The organism is Streptomyces sp. NPDC057623, assembly GCF_042800355.1.
In the GTDB taxonomy this organism is placed as follows: domain Bacteria; phylum Actinomycetota; class Actinomycetes; order Streptomycetales; family Streptomycetaceae; genus Streptomyces.
Window position 1 is genome coordinate 58,370 of record NZ_JBHVGZ010000053.1, and the last position, 14,157, is coordinate 72,526.

Genomic DNA, 14,157 nt, shown 5'->3' on the forward strand with positions numbered 1-14,157 from the left:
CGCCCTTGTCACCAGGGGGTGCCGCCCGCACCGGGGCACGTCATCCGCCCGCGGCGTCCTCGGCCTCCCAGCGCAGCAGGTCGCCCGGCTGGCACTTGAGCACCTCGCAGAGAGCGCCGAGCGTCGCGAAGCGCACCGCCTTGGCGCGGCCGTTCTTGAGTACCGCCAGGTTGGCGGGCGTGATCCCCACGCGGTCCGCGAGGTCGCCCGCGGACATCTTCCGCCTGGCCAGCATCACGTCGATGTCGACGACGATCGGCATCAGATCACCTCGTCCAGCTCGGCCTGCATCTGCGCCGCTTCGACGTCGCGCGCGACGGCCTGGGCGAGCAGCAGGCGCAGCACGAGCACGATGAGCGCGACCCCCAGGATGGCCAGGCCGATCCCGCCCATGATGACGGTGACGCCCGGGTCCTCCCGCTGGCCGGGCGCGTTGAGGGCGGTGACCGCGAACCACAGGAGGGCAGCCGCCACGATCGCGCCGATCACGGCGTCCACGTACCGGAAGGCGGCGTGGGAGAACACGGTCCCGCGCCGCACCATCGTCACCAGCCGCCAGACGCTGACCAGGGCGACCTGGGCCGACACCATGCCCAGGATGGTGATCACGCGCAGCGGGGTCAGCGGAAGCGACCCGTCCTCCGGGTCGTTCCCACTGGCCAACACCCACACCATCAATGTCTGCACGAACACGGTGCCGACGAGCACCACGACGAGCACGGCGCGCAACGCACGCACGGTCAGCTTTCCCATGGCCCATCCTTCAATCGAATTACGATGAGAATCTATCGAAAATCGATAGGTTGGGCAAGGTTGAGTGCGAGTGCGAGTGAGAGGGCGTGGTCATCCGAGGGGGCCCGACAGGGTGGGCGTCGAGCGGTTCGGGGAGCATGTCGCCACGGCCGGTGACAGGTAGGCGGGGCGTTCGAGGTGGAAGCCGTACGACACGTCGGCTCCCGTGGTGAGGCGTACGGCGGCGGAGTCGACCAGTCGGCTCTGGTGACCGGTGTCCCGGTCACGCTCAACCGCGGACCGATGCGCGTGCTCGGCCGGCCGCTCCCCGAGCCGGGCTGCCGCTTCCTTCGCCTCGTGCCAGGTGCCGCGAACGGGCGGGCGCGGCTTGACGAGCCGGCACGCCGTCTCCGGCGGCGCCAGATCCACGGTGGGGAACGCCGCTGCTCCGGTTCGACGATGTCCGCGAGAAACAAGACTCCGGGGCTCCGTCAGCCGGGTGCCCCGGGCTCATCGGCGGACTGACGACAAGGGCGACTATCGGACAGGCGTATGGCATGGATTGAGACACCTTCAGGAGTGAAGCCGCGTGAAGGCAGGAATGCAATTGATTCATGTGTTCGATCCTTCTAGGGTCTGTCCCTGGCGATCACCAACGCCTCAGCGCACGCGATGACCACGTGTGCGCACATCCACAGCAGTTGCCGGGGGATCCGTGCAACCGCTGTGGGCGCTCACTTCACGGGGGATTCAATGAGATTCAGATCTGTCATGCTGCCTGCCCTGGCAGCGGCCGCAATGCTCGTCCCGGCGGCGGTTCCTGCGGTAGCTGCGCAGTCGCCCGCCTCAACCGACACCGTCGACCTGACTCTGGTACAGGTCGACGAAGACGTCATCGCCGACTCTCTGAGGATGCGCCGCGAACTCGGCTTCGAGGCCACGGAGAGCAAGCTGGCCGCCATCTTGAACACCAAAGCGGCCTCCACCACTTCCGCGGACGTGGGAACGCAGGCACTCGTCAACGAATGGGGCTTCATCGGAACAGCCGTCGAGGCAGCGGAGATGGAGCGCCGTGACGCGCTGATATCCGCAGTCGAGCCGACAGTTCAGAAGTTCGCCCAGCAGGACAACTACGGCGGGCACTTCCTCGACAACAAGAACGGCGGGCGTCTGGTCGTGCAGTTCGCCGGCACTTTGCCACCGAAGGAGACTCAGGACACGCTGGCGGCGGAGACCGTCGCGTCGGGCAGTTCGACCGATGACGTCGAATTCCGCGTTGTCCAGCGCTCGTCTGCAGAGCTCACTGACGCCATGGAGGCTGTGTGGGCGTGGGCCACGGCGGCGGACAACGCCGAGTTGCCCGTCGTCGCCGTCGAGGAGGACGTCGCGGCCAACCGGCTCAAGGTGGTCCTCCGCCCGGGCACGGCCCCGGATGGCGTTCGGTCGGTCCTGAACCGGCTGAACGTCCCCGCGGACATTACCGAAGGAGACGGTGGCGACGAGGCGTGCTCCTCCCGTAACAAGTGTGACTCGCCGCGGCGTGGCGGCGTGGGCATCAGCAAGTCGGGCGGGTTGTGCAGCATCGGCTGGGTGGTGAACCGTAACGGTAAGCGGGGCGCGGTGACCGCGGGGCACTGCTGGCGTGGTACCAACAGCGGCGCGGTCAAGTCGGGCAGCGGGACCTATGGGTCCCTGACGAGCACCAACGCCCTTAAGGCCGGGACGCACGCTGACATGCGTTTCATCTCCATTCCCAGCAATTCGAAGGCGTGGCTGTACCAGAACGCCTCGAACAAGGCCCGGGTCGTCAAGAAGTCCTCCCTGGGCTCCATCGGATCCACGTCCTGCCTGTTCGGCCGCAACTCCGAGAAGCCGCGCTGCGGGACCATCTCCTCCACCAACGCGAGCCACACCAGCAGCACGTGCAACTGTGTTGTCTACGGGCAGTCCGCGGCGTCCTACTCAAGCGACGGCGGCGACAGCGGCGGTGCGGTCGCCAGCAGCACCAAGGGTGATGTCGCGCGAGGCGTGCACGCCGGAGCGTACGGCGGTAAGAAGCACTACAGTGACATTGGGTATACGTCCACATACAACATGGGCAAGCTCGCCACCGGGTAGTACGCCGAGGCATCGGAGTGCCTGCCTTGTCGCCCGTCTGTAGGCGACCTGTCCGTCGACGGGCAACAAGGCTCCATACGGAACAGGATGCTGACTGTGAAAGTACGATTCTTGCTGGCCCCCCTAGCCATGGCGTGCCTGGTGGCGTGTTCGTCCGCATCAAGCGCCGAGAACGGCAATGCGTCCGCATCAAGCGCCGAGAACGGCAAGGCGTGCCGTAACTGGCCCAGCTTTGCCACTCCGAAAGACGCACTTGAGCAAGCGGACTACGTTGTCACTGCAGACGTCGTCAGAAGGGTCGGAAACGAGACGGTCTTCGGCGCCGAAGCACACGTCTATTCGGTCAGCACGGACGGGCTTCCTGTCCTGAAGGGAGACGACATGGGGCACACCGACCTCAAGGTCATTTCCACACCTCAGCGGTGTTCAGGCGGCGACCCCTACCCGGACGGCGACCCGCTCAGTGAGAAACAGCGGGTCATCCTCTTCCTCACGCAAGAGGATTCACAGGGCTCCTGGCGCACGATCACACCGGACCAAGGAGTCCTGCCGACGAGCGGGAGCGGTGGCACTCTCCCCGAGGACTGGTTGGCGTAGCCCGTTCGCACATCAGCAACCCACCGAGCCTGCTCGCTCCCCCCTGTTCGGGCCGGAGCGAGCAGGCTCGGTGCTGCATTGCGGTGCTCAGCGAGGATGCAGCGCACGTCGCGCAGCGCTGGTCACCTTGTGGGCGGCGGCCCCGTACACCGCTGACCACCTCGCGCCCGAGCCCGACCCCGGCTCTCTCACGTCCTGCACTGCCCCGCTGAGCGCGGAGCCCCGACCACTTCACACAGGAGTAGCGGCGCGGCGTGTCATTGGGCGCCCTCAGTGGTCGGTCGGAGGACGCCCACTGCATGCGGGTCGGATTGTGTCGATCTGCCAGGCGATCACACCAGTTGCCGCCCTTGGCGGCGTCCACGTTCATGCGGACTGCTCCGTCCCCGGTGATCCGCTGCTGGATCAACGACTGATCGCACGGGACCGTGGTCTTCCGGCCGGTACTCGTCGGCGTGAACGACAACTCCGCGCTGCCAGTGCCGATACACCAGGCGAGCCCTGGTGGTGGATGGTGAGTCGGCGGGGCCGCCGTGGTGACCGTTGGCCCGGATTTCAAGAAGGTGCCGGGAGTACGTCCTTCCCGCTGTCCTCCTGCGAGGGACAGGCCAGGGTGGGTGTCGAGCGGTTCGGGGAGCATGTCACCACGGCCAGTGACAGGTAGGCGGGGCGTTCGAGGTAGAAGCCGTACGACACGTCGGCTCCCGCGGTGAGGCGTACGGCGGCGGAGTCGACCAGTCGGCTCAGGCGGCCGGTGTCCCGGTGATGCCCGTCCGCGAACCGATGCGCGTGCTCTGCCAGCCGCTCCCCGAGCCAGGCTGCCGCTTCCTTCGCCTCGTGCCAGGTGTCGCGAACGAGCGAGCGCGGCTTGATCAGCCAGTACGCCGTCTCCAGCGACGGCAGATCGGAGGCCGGGAACTCTGCCGCCACTTCCCGGTAGCGCTGGAGCAGGCGTTCGCCTGTGGGGTCGTTGGGGGCGGGTGGGGGTGGGGGCTGCGGATGCGGAGGTCGCCGTAGGGCCTCGTTGTCGAACCGCTCCTTGGGGCCGGTCCATAGATAGCCGTGGTGGTGCACCTGTCGTTCCCGTTCGAGCAGTGCCGGTCGGGCCGGACCCAGGGCGTGGGATGGATCCGGCCCGACTGGTGAAGGGGGGGCGGAGGGGCAGACGTTCAGGCCGAAGCGGGCCGGGTCGATGCCGGCCGCGTCCAGCTCCTCGGTGGTGAAGCGGAGCGGCTGCGCGCCCGGCCGCTTGCTGTCGCCGAGGGCCCAGGCGTCGTCGGCGATGCGGGCCAGGGTCACGCAGCCTTCGGTGCAGGGGCCGCCGCATGCCTTCGTGAAGGAGGCTCCGTTGATGTCGAGTTCGTACAGGTTGGTTCCGTTCAGCATTACTTCGCCTTCCTGTTCAACTGGTCGCGGTCAGGACTGGCCGCCGCCGCCCGTGCCGGACGGGAGTTTGTGGGAATGAGGCGCGGACTAGTGGGAGGACGCTTACCGGACTCGGCGCACCGCTGGCACTGGCATGGCGGCCACTGGTTGGTCATCAGGGGTGGGAGGTCGTCTGCCGCAAACACGGTTTGCTCGGAATCCCATGTCTGCCCGGAGTCGCGAGAGACCCGCAGCGTCATCAAGGGGTGCTCGGCGGAGGGACCTGAGCCCGTTCCCTTGCTCACGGCGTGTGGGCCGCTGCATCGTGCTTGCGCAGCTCCACGTTCACGTCCGACACAGCGCTGTAGTCACCGGTGGAGCGGGCGTTCTGTCTGGCAACGACCAGTGACAGACACGAGGCGCAGCCAGGTGTGGCCGAGGGCTCGGTAGGTGGCTCGTTCAGGCCGTAGTCCTGCGGCTCCAGTGTCTCCATGCGCTGCCTCCACGACCGATCGGATCCCGGTGCAACGAAGTTATGGAGACAGCGAGCTGCATCTCCACGAACTTGCACAGGCTTGCGGGGTGATCACCCGAGGGCGTCGATGGCAGCGGTGATGAGCGACCTGGCCTGGGTGCCGTAGACGGCGATTGCGGACAGCTCGGTGAACGCCTTGGCATAGTCCGCGATCTCGCTGGGCTGGGTGACGGTCAGGTGCGCGGAGACAAGTTCCACATTCACCTGCGCGTCGTCGTAGAGGGTGAACGACTCGACGGGCCATCCTGCACCGCGTGGTGTCCCCAGAGGGATGATGCCCAGGCTGACGGCAGGGAGCGAGGCGACGGAGATCAGGTGGCCGAGTGCTCCGGCCATGGTCTCGTGGTCGCCTATGACGGTGCGCAGTACCCATTCCTCGACGAGCATGGCGAAGCGGTGGTCGCCGGTGTGCAGAATGCGCTGCCGCTCCATGCGGACGGCCACGGCGGCGTCGACGTCGTCGGAGACGTCGCGGAGGTGGGCCACAGTGCCGAGCACGGCGCGGGTGTAGGCGGGGGTCTGAAGCAGACCGGGGAGTACCCATGACTGGTAAGCGCGGAATCGGTGTGTTCGCTCGAAGAGCGGCTTCACAGATTGTTGGACGCGCCGAAGGCCCGCCCGCTCCATGCGCCGCCACTGGATGTAGGCGCCCTCTATGCCACGTGCCGTGGCGATCAGATCGGCGGTCTGGTCCAGGGCGTCGCAGAGGGCCGTGTACGTCCGAATGTCTGCGTCGGACGGGGACGTGCGCCCGTTCTCAAGTCGCGAGCACTTCGACTCGTGCCAGTCGGCATGCCTGGCCAGCTCTCGTGCCGTGAGGCCGGCGTCCACGCGGATCTCGCGGAGACGTCGGCCGAGGGCGTGCCGCGCCTGCTGGACACTGGAGGAAGTCACACCAGGGATTGTGGATCAGGCAAGCCTGTAGTCCTCGTGTGGCACTGCCAGGCCCCAGACGGCCTCGAAGGCATCGGTGCACAGCTTCACGACGCCCGGATCATCAGTGAACTCCTCGTCGTCCGGGGCGAGTTCGCCATCACCGGCGAAGTGGTTGAAGACGACTGAGCTGTCGTCGAAGAGCCAGAAGTCGTTGCCGGGCAGGGGCAGCGCGGATGCGTGACGGCGTGGCAGCCAGCGCACTTCCTCGCCTGCTTCCACGTTGGGGCCGGTCAGGTGGTGCTCGAACCGGATGTAGTCCGATACCGGCTCCGACACGATCCGGGCCCTGCGTACCTCGACCCCCTGAGCTACGAGGTCGGCGACGAGCCGTAGCCAGGGCCGGCGCGCTGGGTCGCTCTCCGCGGGATCGTTACGGACACCGTTCTGCCAGGCGGCGAATCGAGGATCCGAGCGCATGTACCCGTCGCGCATCTCCAGATGGACGGCGGACTGGGTGCAGCGCCGCAGCCGGTCCTCAAGAGTCGGTACGGCCACCGTTTTTCACCTCCGGGAAGAACTGCACCATGCGCTTCGGGATCTCGATCACGTCCTCGTGGCCCGGAAGGTCCAGCTGCGAGCGTCGAGCCTCGTCATCCACCTTCCAGCCCTGCACGAGGTAGGTGCCCTTCTCGTCATCGAGGTAGAGGGTGGGCGACTTGCCCTCCGGGCTCTCGGGGTCCTGGCCAAGTTTGATCAGAGCCATCGCTGCCTCCCATGTCGTTGAGCGTTCGCGCTCGATCTTGTGCTCAACACTGAACGGAGGCCACGAACTTGCGAGAACTTGCACGCGGACTACCGCTTCGCTGGCATCGCGTGTGGGAGGAAGCCTGCCCACGTGGTGGGCCGGAGAGTGAGGTGGGGGCCCGTCGGGTTCTTCGAGTCGCGGATGTGGATGGTGGTGGGGGTGGTGGCTATCTCGACGCAGTTCGAGCCGTCGCCGCTGTAGGTGGACTTCTGCCAGTGGAGGGTCTGCATGGGTGGTTCCTTCACAGGTCCTGGATGCGATGGTGGATGAAGTCGCGCGTCTTGGCGGGGTCGAGCGCGCAGGACTCCAGGCGGTCCAGAACGGCCCGGTACTTGCTCAACTGTGCCTCGGCATCCAGGAATTCGCAGCCACCGTGGTGCGAGTCCAGCTGGACCGTGTCGAGCTGTGGGGCAGGCCCCTCGACGTAGTCGAAGGACTGGCCGGTGGTGGGGAAACGGTCCGTGCCGAAGGGAATCACCCGGAGTGTGACGTGGGGCAGTTCGCTCATATCGATCAGGTGCTTGAGCTGACCACGGGAGACGACCGGGCCGCCGAAGCCCATGCGCAGTGCCGTCTCGTGGATGGTCGCCGTGTACGGGGGTGGAACCGCCCGATGTAGAAGGCCTTGCCGCTTGATGCGGTGTGTGAGGCGGTGCTCGATCTCGTATTGCCGCATCGGCGGCACCACTGACCGGAAGAGGGCTCGTGCATGGTCTGTGGTTTGCAGGAGCCCCGGGATGTGGATGACGAGTGCCACGCGCAGCGCGCTGGCGTGATGCTCCAGTTCGGCCAGGTCGACGAGTGCGACGGGTACATGCTCGCGGTACTCCTCCCACCAGCCGCGAGCCCGGCGGCCGGTCATCGCTGCCAAGGCGTCGATCAGTGCCTCGTCCGAGCAGTCGTAGGCGGATGCCACGGCGCGGACGCGGTCGGCGCTGAGTGAGCTTCGTCCGGTTTCGATCATGCTGACGCGACCCTGGTTGACCCCGAGGCGTGCGGCGGCTTCGGTCACGGTGAATCCGGCACGCTCACGGAGTTTGCGCAGTTCGGCACCGAGACGCCGTTGGCGCAGGGTGGGGTTGTTGGTGGGTGGCAAGACGCCTCCTTCCGGGCCGCGTCGCGGCTTCCTTGTAACCCACACGAGGTAATTGCGGGTTCATCTCCCAACTTTGGGAGATTTATCTTCCGTCAGGTTCTACCTTAGTGCCCAGGCAGCTCAACTCCCCCCGCCCATAAGCCGGAAGCGCACCACCCCAGGCAATGCCACCGCCGGGCACGTCGGTTGAGCGACCTCGGCCCCCCTTCCTCGCGACACTCCCGGAGGTCTCCATGCGCACCGTATCCCCGCCCCACACCTGGGCGTACGCCCTCCGCCTCCCCCACGACCCCCGCGCGGCACGGGTCGCACGTATGACCGTACGGTCGGTGCTCGCCAGCCACGGCAGGCCCGAAATCCTGGACACCGTCGAGCTGCTGACCTCCGAGATGGTGACGAACGCCTACCTGCACACCAACGGCCCCGCGTCCCTCCGCCTGACCGCCCTCGCCGACGGACGTCTGCGCGTCGGGGTCTGGGACAGTCACCCCAGGATTCCCGCACCCTTCGCGCACCCGCCCCACGGCCACGTCCCGCTCGCCCCGCCGGACGCCGCATGCGGTCGTGGCCTGCGTCTCGTGCGGGAGTACGCCGACTGCTGGGGCGGCGTGGCCCTCGGCGACGGTGTCCTTGACCGTCGCGCCGGGAAGCTGCTCTGGTTCGAGACGGGCGTGACGGGCGGGTGAGCGAGAAACCCTTCGCATCCGTACATGACCCCGAGGTGGCACGGACCGACGACGGAGATGTGGCGTGAGGTGTGATGGCGGACGGCCAGGGCGTCGAGGGCGGCAGCGAGGGCGACGGCGGCTTCAAAGGCTGGTGCTGCTGGGCCCCCTGCTGGTCCTGTTCCTCCTCGGCGGCACGTCCCCCGCATCGGCCCACGCAGCCCTTCGCGCCACCGACCCCGAGGACGGAACCGTCCTCGAGTCGGCCCCCCGCCACCTCACCCTGACCTTCACGGAGTCGGTCGGTCTGCTCGACGACTCCTTCCGCGTCCTGGACCCCGACGGGCGCCGCCTGCGCACGGGTGAGCCGACGCACGCGCGGGACGGCGGCGACACGGCGCGCGTGACGCTGCCCGCGAAGCTGGCCCAGGGGACGTACACCGTCGCCTGGCGGGTGGTGTCGGCCGACAGCCACCCCGTCTCCGGCGCGTTCACCTTCTCCGTCGGCAAGGCATCCCTCACCACGGCCACCGTGGACACCGGTCCCGCCGAGGACCCGGCGACCAAGAGCCTCTACAACATCGCCCGCTATCTGGCCTACCTCGCCGGCGCCCTGCTCATCGGCACGGCGACCTTCATGGCGGTCTGCCGCCCGCCCGACGCACCCGTCCTGCACAGGCTGCTCAGGACGAGCTGGTGGACGCTCCTCGGTGCCACCCTCGCCCTGCTGGTGCTGCGCGCCCCGTACGAGACGGGCGAGGGCCCCCTGGGAGCGCTGGGCGCCGACTCCCTCACCCGCACCCTGACCGGCCGCCCCGGCGAGGTCCTGCTGGCACGCCTCGCCCTGCTGCTCGTGGCCGCCCCGTATCTCCTGCGCCTGTCCCGGCAGCGCAAGCCGTACGGCTGGACCGGTGCCGCCCTCGCCGTCGGGCTCGCCATGACCTGGGCCGCCGGCGAGCACGCCTCCGCGGGCATCCAGGTGCCGGTGGCGATGACGTCCTCGGCGCTGCATCTGCTCGCCACGGCGGTATGGCTGGGCGGGCTCACGGCCCTGCTCGCGACGCTGTACCGCGCCCGTCCGACCCCGGCCTCGGTGACCCGCTTCTCGCGCCTCGCCTTCGCCTCCGTGGTCGTGCTGGTCGGCACCGGCGTCTACCAGTCCTGGCGCGGCCTCGGCTCCTGGGACGCCCTCACCGGTACGACGTACGGCCGACTCCTGATCCTCAAGCTGGTCGCGGTGGCCGTGCTCCTCGGAGCGGCGGCCCTCTCGCGCCGCTGGACGGCACGGCTGGCGACGACGGCCGACGGGGAGGCGGTCGCCCGGGAACGGGGCCAGGACCGGGACCAGGAGCACGACGCGGACCGCGAACGGGACCGGGACCTGGAACGGGACCTGGAACGGGAGCGCGTCCCGGAAGCGGTCGGCGGCGGCCGCCCGGCACCTCCCGAGCCGCCACAGACCGCCGTATCGCTTCCCACGGACGACCTACCGCTTCCCACGGAGGCCGCGCCGCTTCCCACGGACGCCGTACCGCCTCCCACAGACGACGTAGCGCCCCCTACGGACGACGTAGCGCCCCCTACGGACGACGTACCGTCTGCCACAGACGCCGTACCGGCCTCCACCGGCGACGTACCCCCTCGCCCCGACCTCCACCGCCCCGACCCCCACCGCCGCGCCCTGCGCCGCTCAGTCCTCGCCGAAGTCGCCGTCGGCGCCGCGGTGCTCGCGGTCACCACGGTCCTCACCAGCACGCTGCCCGGCCGGGCGGAGGCCGAGGCGTCGGCCGGTGCGCCCGGCGTCGTGGTCGCCTCCGTCACCAACGTCCCGTTCGACGTCGGCACCCCCGGAGGCCACGGCAAGGTGCAGGTCACCCTGGACCCGGGCCGGGTCGGCGACAACTCGATCGAGGCCCTCGTCTACGGCCCCGACGGCGGCGTCTCCGTCGTCCCCGAGCTGCGCATCTCCTTCACCCACCCCGCCAAGGACATCGGCCCCCTCGACGCCGGACTCACGGACAAGGGCGGCTACTGGAGCAACAGCTTCCTCAACCTCCCCATCGCCGGGACGTGGGAGATGAAGGTGACCGTCCGGACGTCGGAGGTCGACCAGGTGACCGAGACCAGGTCGGTGGTCGTGCGCTAGGTAGGACGGCGCCGGCGGTGCGATCTTCACGGTCTCGTGGGGTCGGTCAACACAGTGTTGAACGTTGGTTCGAGATGTCGGTCACGTTTCCAAAACGGCGATCGACATCTCTTGACGCATGACCTGACAAACGGCTGTTATTGCGCCATCGTGTTCGGTCAAGTTGATTTCTGGTCGGTTACGACGGACTTTAACGCGCCCAACCCTCATGATCGAACCCCGTCGTCAGGAGCCGTAGATGCAGCACCTCACCCCCTCCGGTCTCTCCCTCCCCTCACCGAACCGACGCACCCTGCTGCGCGGCATCGGTGGCGCCGCCGTTCTCGGCGCCGGCATCCCGCTGCTGAGCGCCTGTGGCGGCAGCGGCACGGCGAGTGACCCGAAGACCGTCACCCTCGGCTCCAAGGCGTCCGACCCGGTGCCGAAGAAGGCGTTCGCCGACATCTACGCGGCCTACAAGAAGAAGTCCGGCATCACGGTCGACGTGAACACCAAGGACTCCAACACCTTCCAGGAGCAGATCAACTCCTACCTCCAGGGCACGCCGGACGACGTGTTCACCTGGTTCGCCGGTTACCGCATGCAGTTCTTCGCGGCCAAGGGCCTGGCCACCCCGATCGACGACGTGTGGAAGACCATCGGGGGCAACTTCCCCGAGGCGATGCACAAGCTCAGCAAGGGCGAGGACGGCAAGTACTACTTCGTGCCGCTGTACACCTACCCGTGGGCGATCTTCTACCGGAAGAGCGTCTTCAAGGAGAAGGGGTACGAGGTCCCGACGAAGTGGGACGACTTCGTCGCGCTGTGCAAGCAGATGAAGAAGGACGGCATCGTCCCGATCGCCTTCGGCGACAAGGACGCCTGGCCCGCCCTCGGCACCTTCGACCAGATCAACTTCCGCCAGAACGGCTACGACTTCCACGTCGAGCTGATGGCGGGCAAGGCGTCCTGGACCGATGCCAAGGTGCGCAAGGCCTTCGACACGTGGGCCGAGATCCTCCCCTACCACCAGGAGGGCGCGGTCGGCCGCACCTGGCAGGACGCGGCCCAGACGCTCGCCTCGAAGAAGGCCGGCATGTACCTGCTGGGCACCTTCGTGGCCCAGCAGTTCACCAACAAGGCCGACCTGGACGACCTCGACTTCTTCGCCTTCCCGGAGATCGACCCGGCGTACGGGCAGGACACCGTCGAGGCGCCGACCGACGGCTTCATGATGAGCAAGAGCCCGAAGAACAAGGCCGAGGCCGTCAAGCTCCTTCAGTACCTGGGCACTCCGGACGCCGAGGACATCTACCTGAAGTCCGACCCGAGCGTCGTCCACGCCTCCACCAAGGCCGACACGTCGTCGTACACCGCCATCCAGAAGAAGGCGTACGAGATGATCTCGGGCGCCAAGTCCCTGACGCAGTTCATGGACCGGGACAGCCGTCCGGACTTCACCTCGACGGTGATGCAGCCCGCGCTGCAGAAGTTCATCCGTGACCCCAAGGGCGTCGACAGTCTGCTGTCCTCGATCGAGCGCCAGAAGAAGACGATCTTCGCCTCCGGCTGACCGGCTGACCGACTGATACGGCAGATCTGGCTGATTCACATGACTACAGACATCACCAAGGAGAACCCGGAGGCGGCCGCCGTGCCGCCTCCGGGCGCTGCCCCCGCCGGGAACGGCGTCAAGAAGGTGCCCCAGGGGCACAAGCGCCTGCTGACCCGCCGCGACCGGCTCACGCTCGGCTTCATGGCCGGCGTGCCGACGATCCTGCACATCGCCCTGGTCTGGGTGACCGCGCTGGCCTCGATCGCGCTGGCCTTCACCACCTGGGACGGCATCGGCTTCGACTCGATCCAGTGGGTCGGGCTCCAGAACTTCCGTGAACTCTTCGAGCAGAACCCGCAGTTCTGGCCCGCCGTCGAGCACAACGTCATCTGGTTCGTCGTGCTGATCGTGATCCCGACGCCGCTGGGGCTGTTCCTGGCCGTGCAGCTGGACAAGAAGATCCGGTTCAGCCGGGTGTACCAGACCGCGTTCTTCCTGCCGGTCGTGCTGTCCATGGCCGTCATCGGGTTCGTCTGGCAGCTGATCTACAACCCCGACACCGGCCTGATCAACAGCATCATCGGGGCCAACGAGCCCGGCAAGTACATCGACTGGATCGGCGACCCGGACCTCAACCTCTGGGCGATCCTGGTCGCCGCGTCCTGGCGCCACACCGGCTACATGATGATCCTCTACCTGGCCGGCCTGAAGGGCGTCGACCCCTCGCTGCGGGAGGCGTCCGCGCTGGACGGGGCGAACGAGTGGCAGACGTTCAAGAACGTCATCTTCCCCACCCTGCGGCCCACCAACACCGTCGTCCTGGTCGTCACCATCATCGAGGCCCTGCGCGCCTTCGACCTGGTCTTCGTCTTCAACAAGGGCGCCGAGGGCACCGAACTGCTCTCGATCCTGGTCACCAACAACATCATCGGCGAGTCCAGCCGCATCGGATACGGCTCCGCGATCGCGGTCGTCCTGCTGCTCATCAGCCTCGTCGTGATCATCCCCTACCTGGTGGCCACCTTCCGGAAGGAGCGGCGCGCATGAGCACCATGAGCACCACCGCCGTGACCAAGGCCCGCACCCCCCTGCGCCCCGGCCGGATCCTGCTGCACCTCTTCCTGGCCTCCATGGCACTGGTCTGGATCGCACCGCTGGCCTGGGCGATCTACTCGGCGCTGCGGCCGTACGCGGAGACGAGCGAGAAGGGATACGTGTCCTGGCCGGACACGCTGAACTTCGACAACTTCACCAACGCGTTCACGCAGTCGGACATGAGCCACTACTTCGTCAACACGATGATCATCGCCGTGCCGGCGGTGCTGTTGACGCTCTTCCTGTCCTCCATGGTCGCCTTCTACGTCAGCCGCTTCGACTTCCGGATCAACCTCGCCCTGCTGCTGGTCTTCACCGCCGGCAACCTGCTCCCGCAGCAGGTCATCATCACCCCGCTGTACCGGCTCTACCTGCTGATCGACCTGCCCGGCATCACCATGAGCGGCAAGCTCTACGACTCCGCGCTCGGCCTGGTCCTCATCCACGTCGCGTTCCAGTCCGGGTTCTGCGCCTTCGTGCTCAGCAACTACATGCGTCGGCAGATCGTGCTGCCGCTGTGCCGCCCGGCGATGGCGGCCCTGGCGACGCTGCTGTCCATCTGGATCTACAACGACTTCTTCTGGGCCCTCGTG

At 67.5% G+C, this 14,157-nt stretch carries 17 protein-coding genes and 1 pseudogene; 7 read left to right on the top strand and 11 right to left on the bottom strand.

The window, feature by feature from the left end; all coding sequences use genetic code 11:
* Positions 1 to 40 precede the first annotated feature (40 nt).
* The 3 genes from ACFU95_RS36660 to ACFU95_RS36670 form a co-directional block, all read right to left on the bottom strand.
* Positions 41 to 262: a helix-turn-helix domain-containing protein gene (locus ACFU95_RS36660; protein ID WP_383837269.1), complete on the bottom strand. Its 222-nt coding sequence runs from the start codon at positions 260 to 262 to the stop codon at positions 41 to 43.
* Complete coding sequence (locus ACFU95_RS36665; RefSeq protein ID WP_383837272.1) at positions 262 to 753, bottom strand: DUF2975 domain-containing protein; 492 nt, start codon at positions 751 to 753, stop codon at positions 262 to 264. Before ACFU95_RS36665 ends, ACFU95_RS36660 begins: the two co-directional genes overlap by 1 nt.
* A gap of 90 nt (positions 754 to 843) precedes the next feature.
* Positions 844 to 1,161: a hypothetical protein gene (locus ACFU95_RS36670; protein WP_383837275.1), complete on the bottom strand. Its 318-nt coding sequence runs from the start codon at positions 1,159 to 1,161 to the stop codon at positions 844 to 846.
* 342 nt (positions 1,162 to 1,503) lie between these two features.
* Between ACFU95_RS36670 and ACFU95_RS36675 the strand changes: the two genes are divergently transcribed.
* Entirely contained in the window at positions 1,504 to 2,850 is a 1,347-nt protein-coding gene (locus ACFU95_RS36675) for a hypothetical protein (RefSeq protein WP_383837277.1), read from the top strand.
* 87 nt (positions 2,851 to 2,937) lie between these two features.
* A complete protein-coding gene (locus ACFU95_RS36680; protein WP_383837280.1) occupies positions 2,938 to 3,447 on the top strand; it encodes a hypothetical protein in 510 nt (169 codons plus the stop codon).
* A gap of 555 nt (positions 3,448 to 4,002) precedes the next feature.
* Here the strand turns inward: ACFU95_RS36680 and ACFU95_RS36685 are convergent.
* The 8 genes and pseudogenes from ACFU95_RS36685 to ACFU95_RS36720 all read right to left on the bottom strand — a co-directional run bounded on the left by ACFU95_RS36685 (position 4,003) and on the right by ACFU95_RS36720 (position 8,124).
* A complete protein-coding gene (locus ACFU95_RS36685) occupies positions 4,003 to 4,521 on the bottom strand; it encodes a hypothetical protein (RefSeq protein WP_383837319.1) in 519 nt (172 codons plus the stop codon).
* 96 nt (positions 4,522 to 4,617) lie between these two features.
* Positions 4,618 to 4,833, bottom strand: a pseudogene (locus ACFU95_RS36690) (DUF397 domain-containing protein); the annotation flags it as partial.
* A 280-nt stretch (positions 4,834 to 5,113) separates the two neighbouring features.
* Positions 5,114 to 5,305: a hypothetical protein gene (locus ACFU95_RS36695; protein ID WP_383837283.1), complete on the bottom strand. Its 192-nt coding sequence runs from the start codon at positions 5,303 to 5,305 to the stop codon at positions 5,114 to 5,116.
* Positions 5,306 to 5,398: 93 nt separating this feature from the next.
* Positions 5,399 to 6,250, bottom strand: a complete 852-nt coding sequence (locus ACFU95_RS36700) for a helix-turn-helix domain-containing protein (RefSeq protein ID WP_383837322.1) — start codon at positions 6,248 to 6,250, stop codon at positions 5,399 to 5,401.
* A gap of 6 nt (positions 6,251 to 6,256) precedes the next feature.
* The gene (locus ACFU95_RS36705) at positions 6,257 to 6,715 is read right to left on the bottom strand and encodes a DUF6879 family protein (RefSeq protein WP_383837325.1); all 459 of its coding nucleotides are present in this window, start codon (positions 6,713 to 6,715) and stop codon (positions 6,257 to 6,259) included.
* Positions 6,716 to 6,758: 43 nt separating this feature from the next.
* A complete protein-coding gene (locus ACFU95_RS36710; protein WP_383837286.1) occupies positions 6,759 to 6,986 on the bottom strand; it encodes a hypothetical protein in 228 nt (75 codons plus the stop codon).
* Positions 6,987 to 7,075: 89 nt separating this feature from the next.
* Positions 7,076 to 7,258 (bottom strand): DUF397 domain-containing protein, encoded by a 183-nt coding sequence (locus ACFU95_RS36715; RefSeq protein WP_383837289.1) that lies wholly within the window; start codon positions 7,256 to 7,258, stop codon positions 7,076 to 7,078.
* Positions 7,259 to 7,269: 11 nt separating this feature from the next.
* A complete protein-coding gene (locus ACFU95_RS36720; RefSeq protein ID WP_383837292.1) occupies positions 7,270 to 8,124 on the bottom strand; it encodes a helix-turn-helix domain-containing protein in 855 nt (284 codons plus the stop codon).
* Between the two features lie 233 nt (positions 8,125 to 8,357).
* Here ACFU95_RS36720 and ACFU95_RS36725 point away from each other — a divergent pair, with 233 nt between their 5' ends.
* From ACFU95_RS36725 to ACFU95_RS36745, 5 genes are all read left to right on the top strand, one after another.
* Positions 8,358 to 8,810, top strand: a complete 453-nt coding sequence (locus ACFU95_RS36725) for an ATP-binding protein (protein WP_383837295.1) — start codon at positions 8,358 to 8,360, stop codon at positions 8,808 to 8,810.
* Positions 8,811 to 8,943: 133 nt separating this feature from the next.
* Positions 8,944 to 10,935 (top strand): copper resistance protein CopC, encoded by a 1,992-nt coding sequence (locus ACFU95_RS36730; RefSeq protein WP_383837298.1) that lies wholly within the window; start codon positions 8,944 to 8,946, stop codon positions 10,933 to 10,935.
* 238 nt (positions 10,936 to 11,173) lie between these two features.
* A complete protein-coding gene (locus ACFU95_RS36735) occupies positions 11,174 to 12,487 on the top strand; it encodes an ABC transporter substrate-binding protein (protein ID WP_383837301.1) in 1,314 nt (437 codons plus the stop codon).
* A gap of 39 nt (positions 12,488 to 12,526) precedes the next feature.
* Positions 12,527 to 13,516, top strand: a complete 990-nt coding sequence (locus tag ACFU95_RS36740) for a carbohydrate ABC transporter permease (protein WP_383837304.1) — start codon at positions 12,527 to 12,529, stop codon at positions 13,514 to 13,516.
* 5 nt (positions 13,517 to 13,521) lie between these two features.
* Positions 13,522 to 14,157, top strand: a 636-nt coding sequence (locus ACFU95_RS36745; RefSeq protein WP_383837328.1) for a carbohydrate ABC transporter permease, incomplete at its 3' end; no start/stop codon positions are given.

What these genes read in the sequence shown, in the direction of transcription:
- ACFU95_RS36710 (WP_383837286.1), bottom strand. Translation starts at nt 6,986, where the DNA reads ATGGCTCTGATCAAACTTGGCCAGGACCCCGAGAGCCCGGAGGGCAAG.
- ACFU95_RS36660 (WP_383837269.1), bottom strand. Translation starts at nt 262, where the DNA reads ATGCCGATCGTCGTCGACATCGACGTGATGCTGGCCAGGCGGAAGATG.
- ACFU95_RS36740 (WP_383837304.1), top strand. Translation starts at nt 12,527, where the DNA reads ATGACTACAGACATCACCAAGGAGAACCCGGAGGCGGCCGCCGTGCCG.
- ACFU95_RS36665 (WP_383837272.1), bottom strand. Translation starts at nt 753, where the DNA reads ATGGGAAAGCTGACCGTGCGTGCGTTGCGCGCCGTGCTCGTCGTGGTG.
- ACFU95_RS36705 (WP_383837325.1), bottom strand. Translation starts at nt 6,715, where the DNA reads ATGCGCGACGGGTACATGCGCTCGGATCCTCGATTCGCCGCCTGGCAG.
- ACFU95_RS36725 (WP_383837295.1), top strand. Translation starts at nt 8,358, where the DNA reads ATGCGCACCGTATCCCCGCCCCACACCTGGGCGTACGCCCTCCGCCTC.
- ACFU95_RS36695 (WP_383837283.1), bottom strand. Translation starts at nt 5,305, where the DNA reads ATGGAGACACTGGAGCCGCAGGACTACGGCCTGAACGAGCCACCTACC.
- ACFU95_RS36735 (WP_383837301.1), top strand. Translation starts at nt 11,174, where the DNA reads ATGCAGCACCTCACCCCCTCCGGTCTCTCCCTCCCCTCACCGAACCGA.
- ACFU95_RS36675 (WP_383837277.1), top strand. Translation starts at nt 1,504, where the DNA reads ATGCTGCCTGCCCTGGCAGCGGCCGCAATGCTCGTCCCGGCGGCGGTT.
- ACFU95_RS36715 (WP_383837289.1), bottom strand. Translation starts at nt 7,258, where the DNA reads ATGCAGACCCTCCACTGGCAGAAGTCCACCTACAGCGGCGACGGCTCG.
- ACFU95_RS36680 (WP_383837280.1), top strand. Translation starts at nt 2,938, where the DNA reads ATGCTGACTGTGAAAGTACGATTCTTGCTGGCCCCCCTAGCCATGGCG.